Below are 14,057 nucleotides of genomic sequence, written 5' to 3'. Positions count from 1 at the left end.
TTCCCCGGCACACTCCCGCTTCCCGTCATCCCCGGGCTCGTTCCGGCTTCCACGCCGACAAGCCTCATCCTGAGGAGCGTAGCGTCTCGAAGGGCGAGGCGTCGTCAGCGCACTGGAGCCTCCTTCGAGGCGGATCGCTCACGCGATCCTCCTCAGGATGAGGTCGAACCAGACAAGATGCGAGCTGCGGCAAGCCCGGCCAGGACGGCGGAGGGTGTTTCCCGGCCGGAGCGTCAGCGAAGGGCAAGAGAAGCCATGGCGCAGCGGGGGTCAGGGGATCCCCTTCCCGCGCGGAGGATGACATCGGAAGGGACAATGCCTAATGCGCGGCCGCTTCCAAAAGGCGGGCCGCCGCAGCGCGCGCCTCCTCGGTGATTGTTGCACCGGCAAGCATACGGGCGATCTCCTCGCGGCGGGGCGCAGCCTCCAATGGCACGACCCGGGTCGCGACGCGATCCTCGGCCCCGTTCACGCCTTCCTTGGCGATGAGGAAATGGCTTTCGGCCCGGGCGGCCACCTGCGGAGCATGGGTCACGGCCATGACCTGGACGCGCTTCGCCAGACGCGCGAGACGCTGGCCGATGGCATCTGCCACCGCGCCGCCGACGCCGGTATCGATTTCGTCGAAAACGAGGGTCGGAGCCGAGCCCTTGTCCGCCAGCACCACCTTGAGAGCCAGCATGAAGCGCGAAAGCTCACCGCCGGAGGCCACCTTCATGAGCGGGCCCGGGCGCGTGCCGGGGTTGGTCTGAGCCCAGAACTCCACGCGCTCGAAGCCGGCCGGATCGCGGCTGTCTTCGTCGGTCTGGATTTCCGTGATGAAACGGGCGCGTTCCAGCTTCAGGGGCGGAAGCTCGGCCTGCACGGCGGCATCGAGGGCCCGGGCCGCCCTCTTGCGGCCTTCGGAGAGCTTCCTGGCCGCTGCCAGATAGGCCTGATCGGCTTCCTTCAGCACCTTTTCCAGTTCGGCCAGCCGCTCCTCGCCTGCATCGATGGCGGCGACGTCACTCTCGAATTGCTGACGGAGGGCCGCGAGCTCATCGGCGGGCACGTCGTATTTGCGGGCCGCTGCGCGCAGCGCGAAGAGACGCTCCTCGGTCTGTTCCAACTCACGCGGATCGAATTCGGTGGCGCGGATGGCCTCTTCGAGAGCCGCACGGGCCTCATCAATGGCGACGAGCGCGGCATCGAGCGCTTTGACACTGGGCTCCACGAGGGTCGGCGCCTGGGCGCTGCGGCGCTCCAGCTTGCGCACGGCCGCCGAGAGTTCGGGAACAGGCGATGCCGTACCCGCGACAGCCTCATAGGCCTCGTTGAGGTCCTGAGCCACCTTTTCGGATTGCATCATCACAACCCGGCGCTCGGCCAGGATCTCCTCCTCGCCCGCTTGCGGATTGAGGGTGGTCAGCTCCTCCACCGCATGGCGCAGGAAATCGGCCTCCTTGCGGGCCTTCTCGATGCGGCTGCGATGCTCCTGCAGGGCCGCACGGGCCTCCCGCACCCGGCGCGCAGCCTCGGCCACGGCCTGGACCTCATCGGAGAGGCCACCGAAGGCATCGAGAATGGCGCGGTGGCTGACGGGATCGACGAGAGCGCGGTCGTCATGCTGGCCGTGGATTTCGACCAGGGTCGACCCGATGGCCTTGAGCACCTGAACGCTTACGGGCTGATCGTTGACGAAGGCGCGGGTGCGCCCGTCCGCCACCTGGACGCGACGCAGGATCAAATCGCCGTCCACATCGATATCCGCCTCGCGGGCGATGCGGCGAGCCGGATGATCCATCGCGCAATCGAAGACAGCCGTGACCTGCCCTTGAGACTCGCCATGGCGGACGAGGCTTCCGTCACCACGCCCGCCGAGAGCCAGAGCAAAAGCATCGAGCAGGATGGACTTGCCCGCGCCCGTTTCACCCGTGAGGACGGAGAGCCCCTCGTGAAAATGGAGCTCGAGCCTGTCGATGAGGACGATGTCGCGTATCGCCAGCTGGATCAGCATGGAATATGAGGCTTACCCCGCCCGCTGACTGACCTGGGGAACGCCACGGAATGCCTTGCTGATCCAGGACTGGGAGTCCTCGCGCGGCTCAACACCGCCCTTGGTCAGCAGGGCATAGGCGTCCTTGTACCAAGGACTGTCAGGGAAATTGTGGCCAAGAACGGCAGCGGCGGTCTGCGCTTCGCTGACGATGCCCATGGCCATATAGGCCTCGGTGAGACGTTCGAGCGCCTCTTCCGTGTGGCGGGTCGTCTGGTAGCGCGAAACCACGGTGCGGAAGCGGTTGATGGCGCCGGAATAATTGCGCTTCTGCAAGTAGAAGCGGCCGACTTCCATTTCCTTGCCGGCGAGCTGGTCGCTGGCAACCTGGAGCTTCTTCTTCGCGTCCGCTGCATATTCGGAGCGCGGATAACGCTGGATCAGTTCCTGCAACGCGGCGATGGCGCGCTCGGAGGCAGCCTGATCACGGGTGATGTCCGGAATTTGGTCGTAATAGGACGAGGCCAACAGATACTGGGCATAGGCTGCATCGGCAGTGTTCGGATGCTGCTGCAGATAGCGCTTGGAAGCGGTGATCGCCTCCTCGTACAGGCCGCCCTCGTAAGTCGCGTAGGCTTCCATGATCAGCCCTTTGCGCGCCCACTCGGAATAGGGATACTGGCGGTCGAGGCTGTTGAACTTCTTGGCCGCGCCTTCGAAATCCCGCTTCTGAATTCGGGCGAGACCGTCGTTGTAGATCTCTTCGGCCGGAACATCGGCGACGATCTCCGGCTTATAGGTTTCGCTCTTGTCGAAGGGATTGATCGACGAAAGGGTATCGCAGCCAGCGAGCGCCAGGCCGCAGGCGCCAACCAGCAGCGCGCGCCCAGCAGCGGCTCTCAAGCTCAAGTAAACCTTCGCGAAAGACATGGCTTCGCGGTCCTCCAAAATCCGTGCGCGGTGATTTTCTAGCGATGCACCAAGGTTGTTTAACCTATGCAGGGGGCAAGAGCCAACCCCATCCGAGAGGCTTTACCCAGTTGGATAGGGCAAAGCCGTCTCAAATCATGCGGCCAAAAGGCGCTCGGGCCGCCTTGTCTCGGAAGAAGAAAGTCTTAGTGGATTTCGGGAGCGAAGGCCGTCATGGCCGCACTGCTGACCTCGGCATAGCCCGGCTCGCGGCGCGGAACGGCATCCACGATGGCGTAGTTCGAGCGGCTCGAGAACAGGGCCTCGAGCACGGAGAAGTTCAGGCGGTGGCCTCCGCAATAGGAGCGGTAGGTGCCGAGCAGCGGCAGACCGGCGAGCGACAGATCGCCCACCGCATCGAGCAGCTTGTGGCGCACGAACTCGTCGCCGTAGCGCAGGCCTTCGGGGTTCATGATGCCGTCATCGCCGATGGCGACCGTGTTATCGAGAGAGGCGCCGAGAGCAAAGCCAGCGCTCCAGAGCTTCTCCACGTCGCGCATGAAGCCGAACGTGCGGGCGCGGGAGATCTCGCGGCGGAACACGGAAGGCGAAAGGTCCACAGCCTTGCGCTGACGGCCGATCACCGGGGTGGGAAAATCGATTTCGACGTCCAGGCGGAAGGCGCGCTCGTTCGGGAGAAGCTCGGCGAAAGCCTTACCCTGGGTCACGCGAACGGGCTTGAGAACCTTGAGATAGCGGCGGGCTGCATTCTGAACGGCAATGCCAACCTGATCGATCGCGTCGATGAAGGGAGCAGAGCTGCCGTCGAGAATCGGCACTTCCGGCCCGTCGATCTCGACGAGAACGTTGTCAATGCCGAGGCCCGTCAGAGCAGCCATCAGATGCTCGATGGTGGCCACTGCCCCGGTCTCGCGATCACCGATCACGGTGCAGAGCTCGGTCGCGGTCACCGCCAGGTGGCGGGCATCAATGAGACGGTCGAGGCCGCCCGGCAGGCCGGTACGCAGGAAAGCAATGCCATGGTTCACCTCCGCCGGGTGGAGGATCATCTTCACCTCATCCCCGGAATGGACGCCGATGCCTACGAGCGTGACGGCGGCGCGGAGCGTGGTTTGATGACTTTGCTTCATTATCTTTGAACCTCGAACATGATCGCCGCTTGAAAGAACCGCTGCGCGATGCGTTCGCTGTAAATTACTTTGACGGGCGGGATCGAAACGGAACCGGCCCTTTCGACATGGGCAACATAGTCTCCGCCTCAGGCTAGGCCAAATCACGCTTTTTTACGATCTGTTACAAACTCGGCAATTCTTAACTCTTTGTTAACAAACAGCTTTACGCAATGAGGCCCTAGCCGCTCACGCGGCTAGGGCCTCGCTTTGTAACAGTTACAACAGGCTTAGTTGGCTTGGCGACGGAGGAAGGCGGGAATCTCCAGCTGATCGTCCTCCACGCTCCTCTGAGCAGGAGCCGGACGCTGAGCCTGCGGAGCCGGACGACGAGCGTACTCGGCATGCACCGGCGACATGGGCTGGCGCGGAGCCTCTTGGCGGGAGGCCTGCTCCACAGGGGCGTGCTGGGGCTCATCGCGGCGACCAAAGCCCATGGTCGCCAGACGCTGGATCAGAGACGGCTTGTGCTCCTGAACCGGGTCGACCTCGCCACGGCTGGCGCGGATCTGATTCTGAGCCGGGATCGGCAGCTCATCGATTCGCGGCATCCGGGCCGGACGCATGGCGCGCTCGGCCTGCGGCGGAATGAAGGACTCCTGCATTGCCGGCTCTTCATAGACCGGCTGCTGGGGAGCCGGCTCATACGCCATGGCGGGCTTGGGCTGGGCCGGGGTAAGAACCACGTCGTCGCGGATCACCGGCTGGGGAACCGTTTCCATGGCCTGGGGAGCCACAGCGGCCGGAATCTGGGTCAGGCCGGATGCGGAGTCGGTCAGGATCGGAGCCGCCTTCACCGGTTCGGCCTGGGCGGTGGCGCGAAAGGTGGGGGTAGCCTGGGTCTGCGTGGCGCGGGCCCGGGCCTCGGCGCGCAGGCGCTCGGCCACCTCGGAGATCCGCTGCTCGGTGGCAGAAAGATCGCCGCCATTCTCCATGATCGCCTGATCGATGCCGGTAGCCACCACGGAGACGCGGATGATGCCCTCCAGGCTCTCGTCGAAGGTGGCGCCGAGGATGATGTTGGCATCCTGATCCACTTCCTCGCGGATACGGGTGGCTGCTTCGTCGAGTTCGTAGAGGGTGAGATCGTTGCCGCCCGTGATCGAGATCAGCAGGCCGCGGGCGCCCTTCATCGACACGTCGTCGAGGAGAGGGTTGGCAATGGCCGCCTCGGCGGCGCGGATCGCGCGCTTCTCACCGGAAGCCTCACCCGTGCCCATCATGGCCTTGCCCATGCCGCGCATGACGGAGCGCACGTCGGCGAAGTCGAGGTTGATGAGGCCTTCCTTCACCATCAGGTCGGTGATGCAGGCCACGCCCGAATAGAGAACCTGGTCGGCCATCGCGAAGGCATCCGCGAAAGTGGTCTTTTCGGTCGCGACACGGAAGAGGTTCTGGTTCGGGATGACGATGAGGGTATCGACCGCCTGCTGCAGCTCGGCGATGCCGGACTCGGCCAGACGCATGCGGCGCACGCCCTCGAACTGGAACGGCTTCGTGACGACGCCAACCGTCAGTATACCGAGTTCGCGGGCAGCGCGGGCCACGACCGGAGCAGCGCCCGTACCGGTGCCACCGCCCATACCGGCGGTGATGAACACCATGTGGGAACCGGCAAGCTGATCGCGGATCTCGTCGATCACCTCTTCAGCGGCAGCGCGGCCGACTTCCGGCTGCGATCCTGCGCCGAGGCCTTCGGTGACCTGAATGCCCATCTGGATCACGCGCGGAGCCTTGGAGGAGGCAAGCGCCTGTGCGTCGGTGTTCGACACCACGAACTCGACGCCCTCCAGACCCGACTCGATCATGTTGTTCACGGCGTTGCCGCCGGCGCCACCGACACCGAAGACAGTGATGTGCGGCTTGAGTTCCCGGATGTCCGGAGTGTGATTGATTGCCATGACCTGTGCCTCTTTGGCCTTTAAACTGACAGCGTTTGGCCGACGCTTACCCTGGTTGACTGAACTCCCGCGATGACCCGCCGCGTCACCGCGTTACGCATTTAAAAACTATCGCGAATCCACCGGCCCACCCGCGAGAAGTAGCCGTCAGTTCCCGTACTCTGAAACAAGCCGCTCGAGCGCGGCTCGAAATACTCGATATGCGCCACCTGGGGATAAACCAGGAGGCCGACCACCGCCGAAAAGGCAGGGCCCTTTGCCGCCTCAGGCAGGCCCTTGATGCCGAGTGGACGCCCGACACGAACCTGGCCCTGCAGGATGCGGCGTGCCGTTTCCGGCAGCCCGACAAGTTGGCTTGCGCCACCCGTCAGCACGACGCGCCGTCCGGCCTGGGCTGCGAAGCCCGCGCTTTTCAGGCGATCGCGCACGAGTTCGAGGATCTCCTCGACACGCGGCTTGATGATGCGAACGAGGTGCGACTTCGGCAGATGGTTCGGAACGTCCCGTTCGTCCTCATCGACCTGCGGCACCGCGATCATGTCCCGGTCATCCGCGCTCGAGGTGATCGCGGAACCGTAGAGGGTCTTGAGCCGCTCGGCAGCGGAGACGCGGGTCGTGAGACCGCGCGCGATATCCATGGTCACGTGATGACCACCGACGGCGATGGCATCCGTGTGCACGAGATGGCCGTTGGAGAAGATGCCCACGCTCGTGGTGCCCGCACCCATGTCGACGACGGCGCAGCCCATATCGGCTTCATCATCGACCAGAGCCGAGAGGCCCGAAGCGTAGGGAGAGGCGATCACCGCCTCGACACCAAGGTGGCAGCGCTCGACCGCAAGCATGAGATTGCGCGCAGCCGCTGCTTCCGTGGTGACCACGTGCAGATCGACACCGAGCTGCTCGCCGATCATGCCGGCGGGATCAACGATGTGATTCTGCGCATCGAGCGAGAAGCCCGTCGGCAGCGCATGCAGAACCGCCCTGCCCCGGCGCAAATCGTAAGAGGAGGCCGCATCGAGCACACGGTGAACATCCCCATCGTTCACAGCGCCGCGCACGGGCACATGCGCCTCGAAATGCTCGGAGGCGAGACGGCCGCCGGTGAGGTTCACGATCACCGACTGGATCTCGACCTTCGCCATCCGCTCGGCTGCGTGAACAGCCTGACGGATCGCGCTTTCCGCCGCTTCCAAATCGACGACGACGCCGCCCTTCAAGCCAGCGGAGCGCTGATGGCCGATGCCGAGGATGCGCGCCACATGGGTGCGGCTACGCAGGGATTCCACTTCATCGGACGGCTTCAGCTCCGCGACGACGCAGACCACCTTGCTCGTTCCGATATCCAGGACCGAGAGAATGGCGCTCTTGCGCGCGGACAAAGGCTTGAGACGCGGCGTTAGCCCGTGACCCGAGAGACTCATGTATCGACCCCCTTGCCGCGCATTGGTTTCTTCTTGAGCGACTCGGCGCGGGCCAGAGCCGCCTCTTCCGTGAGACGGACCACAACGCGATCAGCCATACGCAGATCGATAGCGAGCACGTCTTTTTCCAAGATCTTCTGTTCGTTCTCGAGCTTCACGAGACGGGCCAGCGCATCGGCTGCGCCCAGTTCCGGCAAGCGCACGTCCATGCCGTTGTCCATCTTCAGCGTCCAACGGCGGCCCGACACGAGCGTGCCTGCGCGGATGCGGGCCTTCAGAGGACCGGCAGCTTCGAGAAGCGCGAAATATTCCTTGCTGCGGATATTGGCGTTCTCGCCCACCACGAAGGGCAGATCGACGAAGCGCTCGTCCTGCATCAGGTCGATGACGGTGCCGTCGGCGGCGATAATGAACAGCTCGCCGTTGTTCTGCCAGATCGCATAGGGCAAGCGCTCGGTGAGCGTGATCACGAGCTCGTTCGGATAGAGCTTGCGCACGGTGGCGCTCTCGATCATCGGCACATGCTCGAGGCGCTCACGGAGCGTGTTCACGTCGAGGAAGACCAGCGACAGCTTGGAATTAAGACCTGCGGCAGCCAGCACCTCGGTTTCGCGCATCTGCGCAATGCCGGAAATCGTGACCTGCTCGAGTCCGAGGCCAAGTGCCCGCGCCAGGGCATGATGCGGCTGGCCATGCTCGCGGATGAAGGTGTCGAGATGGCCGCCCTGCCAGAGACCGAGGGTCACAACCCCGGAGAAGAAGCCGAGAGTGAGCCAGGTACCGAGATAACGAGGGATGCGCTTCTCGATCGGAACGCCCGAGGACCGCCGCCGGACGCTCTTCGAGGAGCCGAAAAACTTTTTAATTCGGGGGGGCTGCCTGTCGGAGGCAGCGCGCGTCGCAACAACGCCGGCCTGATAGGCCGTCATCGATTGCAGGTAGCGTCCTCCACCATCCATTGCACAAGCTCGCCAAACGAATAGCCCGCGTGGGCTGCCAGTTCTGGCACCAAGCTTGTCTCGGTCATGCCGGGTTGCGTGTTGACCTCCAGGACCACGAGTTCCCCGGTTCCTCCGGGTGTGTCGTCATACCGTAAGTCGGCGCGGCTGATTCCCCTGCAGCCGAGCGCTTGATGCGCCGTTAACGCCAACTCTTGGACCTTTTGGTAAATATTCGGTTTAATTTCTGCCGGCAGGACGTGAATGGACCCACCCTTCACATACTTTGCGTCATAGTCGTAGAAGACGCCGGTCGCAGGGCGGATATCAATGACCCCAAGCGCCTTGTCGCCCATGATGGCGCAGGTGAGCTCACGACCCGCAACATATGATTCGACAAGGACTTGGTCGCCGAACGCCCAGTCTTCCCGAAGCAGTTCCTGGGGCGGGTGGGTGCGGTCCTCGCGGACAATAATGACGCCCACCGAGGAGCCCTCGTTCACCGGCTTCACCACATAGGGAGCGGACAGGACGTGGCTTTTGGCCGCTTCCAATCTGTTAACGACCTTACCCTTCGGCACCGGCACGCCGGCGGCGGCCATGATGATCTTCGCCTTGTCCTTCTGCATGGCGAGGGCCGAGGCCAGGACGCCGGAATGGGTATAGGGAATCCTCAACACCTCCAGGAGGCCCTGGATCGTGCCGTCCTCGCCGACGCGACCATGAAGGGCATTGAACACCACATCCGGCGCAACAGCCTGAAGAACGGTGGCGATATCGGGCTGCACGTCGATGGGGGTGACCTTGTACCCCTGCTCTTCCAGGGCCTTGCAGCAGGCCCGGCCAGAGGCAAGGCTCACCTCGCGCTCCGCGGACCAGCCGCCATAGAGAACGGCAACGTGCTTGGCCATGACATGCTCCTCGAGCTGCAACCGGCCTTCAGTGAAGCAGCCGGGCGTTAACAAAGTGATTCGCACTGCATTTCCAGGCGAAGTAGTCACCGGTTCGCCGTGACGGAAAATGCAGCCAGCCTTAACCTTTACGCGTTATGCGCGGCCGACCCGCTTGATTTCCCATTCGAGCTCGATGCCCGACATCTCGCGAACCCGGCGGCGCACTTCCTCACCTAGAGCCTCGATGTCGCTTGCCGAGGCCGAGCCGTGGTTGATGAGGAAATTACAGTGCATCTCGGAGACCTGGGCATCCCCGATCCGAAGCCCCCGGCATCCGGCCGCGTCGACCAGCTCCCAGGCCTTGCGGCCCGGGGGGTTCTTGAAGGTGGAGCCGCCCGTGCGGGTGTTGACCGGCTGCGTCGAGGAGCGCGCCTCGGTGATGGCGTTCATCTCGGCCAAGATCTCTTCCGGATTGCCGGGGCGGCCCTGGAAGAGAGCTTCCGTGAAGATCACATCGTCAGGTACGCTCGAATGGCGATAGGTGAAGCCCATCTGCGCATTGGTGAACGTCACGATTTCCCCGGTGCGGGTCACACCTTTGGCTTCGATGAGAACATCCTTCGTTTCGCCGCCATAGGCACCGCCATTCATGCGAAGCGCGCCGCCGATGGCGCCCGGAATGCCCCGCAGGAACGAGAGACCTGCAATGCCGGCTTCCGCCGCCGCACGCGCCACCTTCACGTCGGGCGCACCTGCGCCTGCACGCACGCGAAGCCCCGGTTCGACGGAGACTTCGGAGAAGCCTTTTCCTAAACGGATCACGACCCCTTCCAAGCCGCCATCGCGGATGAGCAGGTTGGAGCCAAGACCCACGACGAGCACCGGGATCTGCCGATCCAGGTGCTGCAGGAAGTAAGCGAGATCGTCCGTATCGGCCGGCGTGAACAGCACCTGCGCCGGACCGCCCGTGCGAAACCACGAGAGCGGCGCTGTCGGCGCATTCGCCTCCAGCTTGCCCCTGAGCTCGGGCATGCCTGCTTTGAGTTCGGGAACAATATCAGGAAACATGAAGCACTCCACAGCCCTCATCCTGGGGAGCGAGCATGGCTCGCGTCTCGAAGGATGAGGAAACCTTGGGCCGATTCGCCAAACATCAAGCCGCCTTCTCGCCCAACGCTTCGAGCTCACCCGGCAGCGCATAAGCCCATTGCGTGATGTTGCCGGCGCCGAGACAGATCACGTAGTCGCCCGGCTTCGCCACGCCCTTGATGAGACCTGCGAGATCCTCCGGCTTTTCGAGCGCCATCACGTTACGGTGGCCGCGCGCCTTGAGGCCCGAGACGAGGCTGTCGCGATCAGCTCCCGGGATCGGCTGCTCGCCCGCGGCATAGACCGGCGCGACGATCACCGCATCCGCATCGTTGAAGCAGGTGCAGAACTGATCGAACAGGGACGACAGGCGCGAATAGCGGTGCGGCTGCACCACAGCGATCACCTGGCCCTCCGTCGATGCGCGCGCGGCTTTGAGCACCGCGGCGATCTCGATGGGATGGTGGCCGTAATCGTCGAACACGGTGACCCCGTTCCACTCGCCCGTGCGCGTGAAGCGCCGCTTCACGCCGCCGAAGCCTGCGAGCGCCTTGCGGATCGCATCGGGCGAGACGCCGAGTTCATGCGCAACGGCGATGGCTGCCGTGGCATTGAGCGCATTGTGCGCGCCGGGCATCGGCAGAACGAGGTCTTCGAGTTCAAGACGGAAGCCCGGACGACGGTCGCGGATCATGACACGGAAGCGGTTCTGACCTCCGCGCGAATCCACATCCATCAAGCGCACATCGGCCTGCGGGTTCTCGCCATAGGTGATGATGCGGCGATCCTCGATGTGGCCGACGAGATCCTGCACGGTCGGATGATCGATGCACATCACCGCGAAACCGTAGAACGGGATCGAGTCGATGAAGGAGCGGAAAGCATCCTTGATGGCGTCGTAGGTGCCGAAATGATCGAGATGCTCGGCATCGATGTTCGTGACGATGGCGACGTCCGCCGGCAGCTTGAGGAAGGTGCCGTCGGATTCGTCCGCTTCCACCACCATCCACTGACCGTCGCCCATGCGGGCATTGGTGCCGTAGGCGTTGATGATGCCGCCGTTGATTACTGTCGGGTCGAGGCCGCCTGCATCGAGCAGTGTCGCGACGAGCGATGTCGTCGTGGTCTTGCCGTGCGTACCGGCGACTGCGACGCAGGACTTGAAGCGCATGAGTTCGGCGAGCATTTCCGCGCGGCGCACGACGGGCAGGCGCTTCTCGCGGGCGACGATCAGCTCCGGGTTGTCGCGCTTGATCGCGGTGGACACGACGACGATCTCGGCATTCTCCACGTTCTCGGCCTTGTGGCCGATGAAGGTCTTGATGCCTTTGTCGGCAAGGCGCTTGACGTTGTAGTTGTCGGCTGCGTCCGAGCCCTGAACCGTGTAGCCCAGATTGTGCATGACTTCGGCGATGCCCGACATGCCGATGCCGCCGATGCCGATGAAGTGAATGGGACCTAGCTTCGGCGGCAGTTTCATGAAGGCATTCCGTTCTTGTTAAGATGTATCAGGTTGAGGACAGCGTGAGCCAGACGCTCGGCCGCATCCGTAATGCTGGCGCTATGTGCAGCGGCAGCGGCTTTGGTCAAGCGGTCAGGCTCTTGAAAATAGGAACGAATCTCGTTCGCCAGGCGATCAGGGGTGAATTCCGTTTGTGGGCAAACGATGGCAGCGCCGAGATTGCCGAGGGTTTTGGCGTTGGCGGCCTGGTCCTGATCGAGTGAGCCCGGCAGCGGCACGAGGATCGAGGGGCGACCGATCACCGCAAGCTCCGCGACCGTCGAGGCGCCGGAGCGGGAGATGACGAGATGCGCGTCTCCAAGGCGCTTCGGCAGGTCCTTGAAGAAGGGCTCGGCCTCGAACTCCACGCCCAGACGCCGGTAATGCGCGCGTACCCGCTCCAGGTCCTCTCCCCTCGCCTGCTGGGTGATCGCGAGGCGAGCGCGCAGCTCCGGCGGCAGCAATTCGATGGCCGGCGGAACGACATCGCTCATGACGCGCGCGCCCTGGCTGCCACCCACGACGAGGAGGCGCATCTTTCCACTCGGCTCGAGCGTGGAGTAAGCCTGCTTCGAGGCCTCCAGCACCGCCGGACGGATCGGGTTGCCGGTCTGGATCACCTGGCCCCGACCGCTCTCGGGGATGCCCCTGAGATTGGCAAAGCCCGTCGCGATCATCGTGGCGCGACGGGCGAGCAGGCGGTTTGCGCGGCCCATCACGCCATTGGCCTCGTGGATCACCGTCGGCACCTTGAGGAGCGATGCCGCAACGACCGGCGGCACGGTGGGGTAGCCGCCGAACCCGACAACCGCATCCGGCTTCAGCTTGCGAATGACGCCCATGGCTTTCAGCGTTCCTTGAGCAAGCAGCAGCGCGGCCTTCGCAATCTGCGGCACGGAACGGCCCGAGGGTGTAGCGGAGGGGATTTCGATGATCTCGTCCGCCGGGAACGAGCCCGCATAGGCATTGGCTCGCTTGTCGGTGGCGAGGACCACGCGGCAGCCGGAAGCCTTCAGGACATTGGCGAGCGCTTCAGCCGGGAACAGATGACCACCGGTGCCGCCGGCGGTGAGAAGGACGAGAGGCTTGTTTTTCACCGCTGCCAATCCTGGTTGAAATGCTCCATCATCTCCGCGCGCGGACGGCGACGGGTGAGCGCGATGAGGAAGCCCATGCCGAGCGCCAGCGACAGCAGCGACGAGCCGCCATAGGAGATGAAGGGGAGCGTCATGCCCTTGGCTGGCATGAGGTGCACATTGACCATCATGTTGATGGCGGCCTGCAGTCCGAACATGAGGACGAGGCCCGTGGCGGCGAGACGGCAGAAGGTGTCTTCGTTTCGCTTGGCGAGCATCAGGCCGCGCAGCACGATGAAGGCGAAGAGCACAAGCAGAGCAAGGCACACGATGATGCCGAACTCTTCCGCCGTCACGGCGAAGATGAAGTCGGTATGCGCGTCGGGCAGGATGCGCTTCACCGTGCCCTCGCCCGGGCCGCGCCCAAGCCAACCACCGCGCGAAAAGGATTCCATGGCCGTATCCACCTGGAACGTGTCGCCCGAATCCTTGTCGAGGAAGCGCTCGATACGGGCACGTACGTGCGGCAGGAACTCGTAGGCAGCGACGATGCCGATAAGGCCCGCACCGCCAAGGCCCATCACCCAGAACCAATGCAGGCCCGCGACGAAGAACAGACCACACCACACGATGGTGACGAGCATGGTCTGGCCGAAATCGGGCTGCAGGATGAGCGGAATGATCGTGGCCGGCAGGAGCAGCAGCGCGAGAAGCGCGCCCGGCATATCCTTGCGCCGCGCGCCCTCGGAGAAGGCCCAGGCGGCGAGAACGACGAAGGCGGGCTTCACGAATTCGGAGGGCTGAATGCCGAGCGGGCCGATCATGATCCAGCGATGCGCGCCTTTGATTTCAGGCCCGAACTGGAAAGCGAGCCCGATCAACGCCATGCCGCCGAGATAAACCAGCAGCGCCAGGCGACGGATGTGGCGCAGGGACAGGAACGAGACCGGCAGCATGATGAGGAGCGCCGGGATCAGAAACAGCACCTGACGATTCACGAAGTGGAAGGTCGAGAGGCCTAATCGTTCCGCGACGGGCGGGCCGCCCGCCATGAGAAAGACGAGTCCTGCGAGCATGAGGATGGCAAGCGCCGCCAGCAGCAGCCGGTCGACGGTCCACCACCAATCGCTGAAAGCCGAGCGTTCCGCGCGCGACACCATC

Annotated in this window: 11 protein-coding genes; all 11 read right to left on the bottom strand. The window is 63.9% G+C overall.

The annotated features are described in order from the left end of the window. Positions 1 to 319: 319 nt before the first annotated feature. Positions 320 to 1,996 carry a DNA repair protein RecN gene (recN, locus tag ACUXUR_RS24495; protein WP_445504956.1) on the bottom strand — a complete coding sequence of 559 codons (1,677 nt, stop codon included), beginning with the start codon at positions 1,994 to 1,996 and terminating at the stop codon, positions 320 to 322. Between the two features lie 12 nt (positions 1,997 to 2,008). Next, entirely contained in the window at positions 2,009 to 2,905 is an 897-nt protein-coding gene (locus ACUXUR_RS24490; RefSeq protein WP_445504955.1) for an outer membrane protein assembly factor BamD, read from the bottom strand. 185 nt (positions 2,906 to 3,090) lie between these two features. Continuing rightward, positions 3,091 to 4,035 (bottom strand): UDP-3-O-acyl-N-acetylglucosamine deacetylase, encoded by a 945-nt coding sequence (gene lpxC / locus ACUXUR_RS24485; RefSeq protein ID WP_445504954.1) that lies wholly within the window; start codon positions 4,033 to 4,035, stop codon positions 3,091 to 3,093. 269 nt (positions 4,036 to 4,304) lie between these two features. After that, a complete protein-coding gene (gene ftsZ, locus ACUXUR_RS24480; protein WP_445504953.1) occupies positions 4,305 to 5,975 on the bottom strand; it encodes a cell division protein FtsZ in 1,671 nt (556 codons plus the stop codon). 101 nt (positions 5,976 to 6,076) lie between these two features. Further along, positions 6,077 to 7,399 carry a cell division protein FtsA gene (gene ftsA / locus ACUXUR_RS24475; RefSeq protein WP_445504952.1) on the bottom strand — a complete coding sequence of 441 codons (1,323 nt, stop codon included), beginning with the start codon at positions 7,397 to 7,399 and terminating at the stop codon, positions 6,077 to 6,079. Further along, positions 7,396 to 8,358 (bottom strand): cell division protein FtsQ/DivIB, encoded by a 963-nt coding sequence (locus tag ACUXUR_RS24470; protein ID WP_445504951.1) that lies wholly within the window; start codon positions 8,356 to 8,358, stop codon positions 7,396 to 7,398. The genes ftsA and ACUXUR_RS24470 overlap by 4 nt, the downstream gene beginning before the upstream one ends. After that, the gene (locus tag ACUXUR_RS24465) at positions 8,325 to 9,248 is read right to left on the bottom strand and encodes a D-alanine--D-alanine ligase (RefSeq protein WP_445504950.1); all 924 of its coding nucleotides are present in this window, start codon (positions 9,246 to 9,248) and stop codon (positions 8,325 to 8,327) included. The genes ACUXUR_RS24470 and ACUXUR_RS24465 overlap by 34 nt, the downstream gene beginning before the upstream one ends. 135 nt (positions 9,249 to 9,383) lie before the next feature. Next, positions 9,384 to 10,298: a UDP-N-acetylmuramate dehydrogenase gene (gene murB, locus ACUXUR_RS24460; RefSeq protein ID WP_445504949.1), complete on the bottom strand. Its 915-nt coding sequence runs from the start codon at positions 10,296 to 10,298 to the stop codon at positions 9,384 to 9,386. Positions 10,299 to 10,383: 85 nt separating this feature from the next. Continuing rightward, the gene (murC, locus tag ACUXUR_RS24455) at positions 10,384 to 11,799 is read right to left on the bottom strand and encodes a UDP-N-acetylmuramate--L-alanine ligase (protein WP_445504948.1); all 1,416 of its coding nucleotides are present in this window, start codon (positions 11,797 to 11,799) and stop codon (positions 10,384 to 10,386) included. After that, entirely contained in the window at positions 11,796 to 12,917 is a 1,122-nt protein-coding gene (gene murG, locus ACUXUR_RS24450; protein ID WP_445504947.1) for an undecaprenyldiphospho-muramoylpentapeptide beta-N-acetylglucosaminyltransferase, read from the bottom strand. The genes murC and murG overlap by 4 nt, the downstream gene beginning before the upstream one ends. Continuing rightward, the gene (locus ACUXUR_RS24445) at positions 12,914 to 14,056 is read right to left on the bottom strand and encodes an FtsW/RodA/SpoVE family cell cycle protein (RefSeq protein ID WP_445504946.1); all 1,143 of its coding nucleotides are present in this window, start codon (positions 14,054 to 14,056) and stop codon (positions 12,914 to 12,916) included. Before ACUXUR_RS24445 ends, murG begins: the two co-directional genes overlap by 4 nt. Position 14,057: the final 1 nt, after the last annotated feature.

The organism is Microvirga medicaginis (assembly GCF_052658925.1).
The sequence above is the reverse complement of the archived record's forward strand: the minus strand, read 5'-3'. Positions and strand labels throughout refer to the sequence as shown.

Bases quoted from the DNA above. Each gene is read 5' to 3' on its own strand.
- ftsZ (WP_445504953.1), bottom strand. From the start codon at position 5,975: ATGGCAATCAATCACACTCCGGACATCCGGGAACTCAAGCCGCACATC.
- murC (WP_445504948.1), bottom strand. From the start codon at position 11,799: ATGAAACTGCCGCCGAAGCTAGGTCCCATTCACTTCATCGGCATCGGC.
- ACUXUR_RS24470 (WP_445504951.1), bottom strand. From the start codon at position 8,358: ATGGATGGTGGAGGACGCTACCTGCAATCGATGACGGCCTATCAGGCC.
- ACUXUR_RS24445 (WP_445504946.1), bottom strand. From the start codon at position 14,056: ATGGTGTCGCGCGCGGAACGCTCGGCTTTCAGCGATTGGTGGTGGACC.
- murB (WP_445504949.1), bottom strand. From the start codon at position 10,298: ATGTTTCCTGATATTGTTCCCGAACTCAAAGCAGGCATGCCCGAGCTC.
- recN (WP_445504956.1), bottom strand. From the start codon at position 1,996: ATGCTGATCCAGCTGGCGATACGCGACATCGTCCTCATCGACAGGCTC.
- ACUXUR_RS24490 (WP_445504955.1), bottom strand. From the start codon at position 2,905: ATGTCTTTCGCGAAGGTTTACTTGAGCTTGAGAGCCGCTGCTGGGCGC.
- ftsA (WP_445504952.1), bottom strand. From the start codon at position 7,399: ATGAGTCTCTCGGGTCACGGGCTAACGCCGCGTCTCAAGCCTTTGTCC.
- lpxC (WP_445504954.1), bottom strand. From the start codon at position 4,035: ATGAAGCAAAGTCATCAAACCACGCTCCGCGCCGCCGTCACGCTCGTA.
- ACUXUR_RS24465 (WP_445504950.1), bottom strand. From the start codon at position 9,248: ATGGCCAAGCACGTTGCCGTTCTCTATGGCGGCTGGTCCGCGGAGCGC.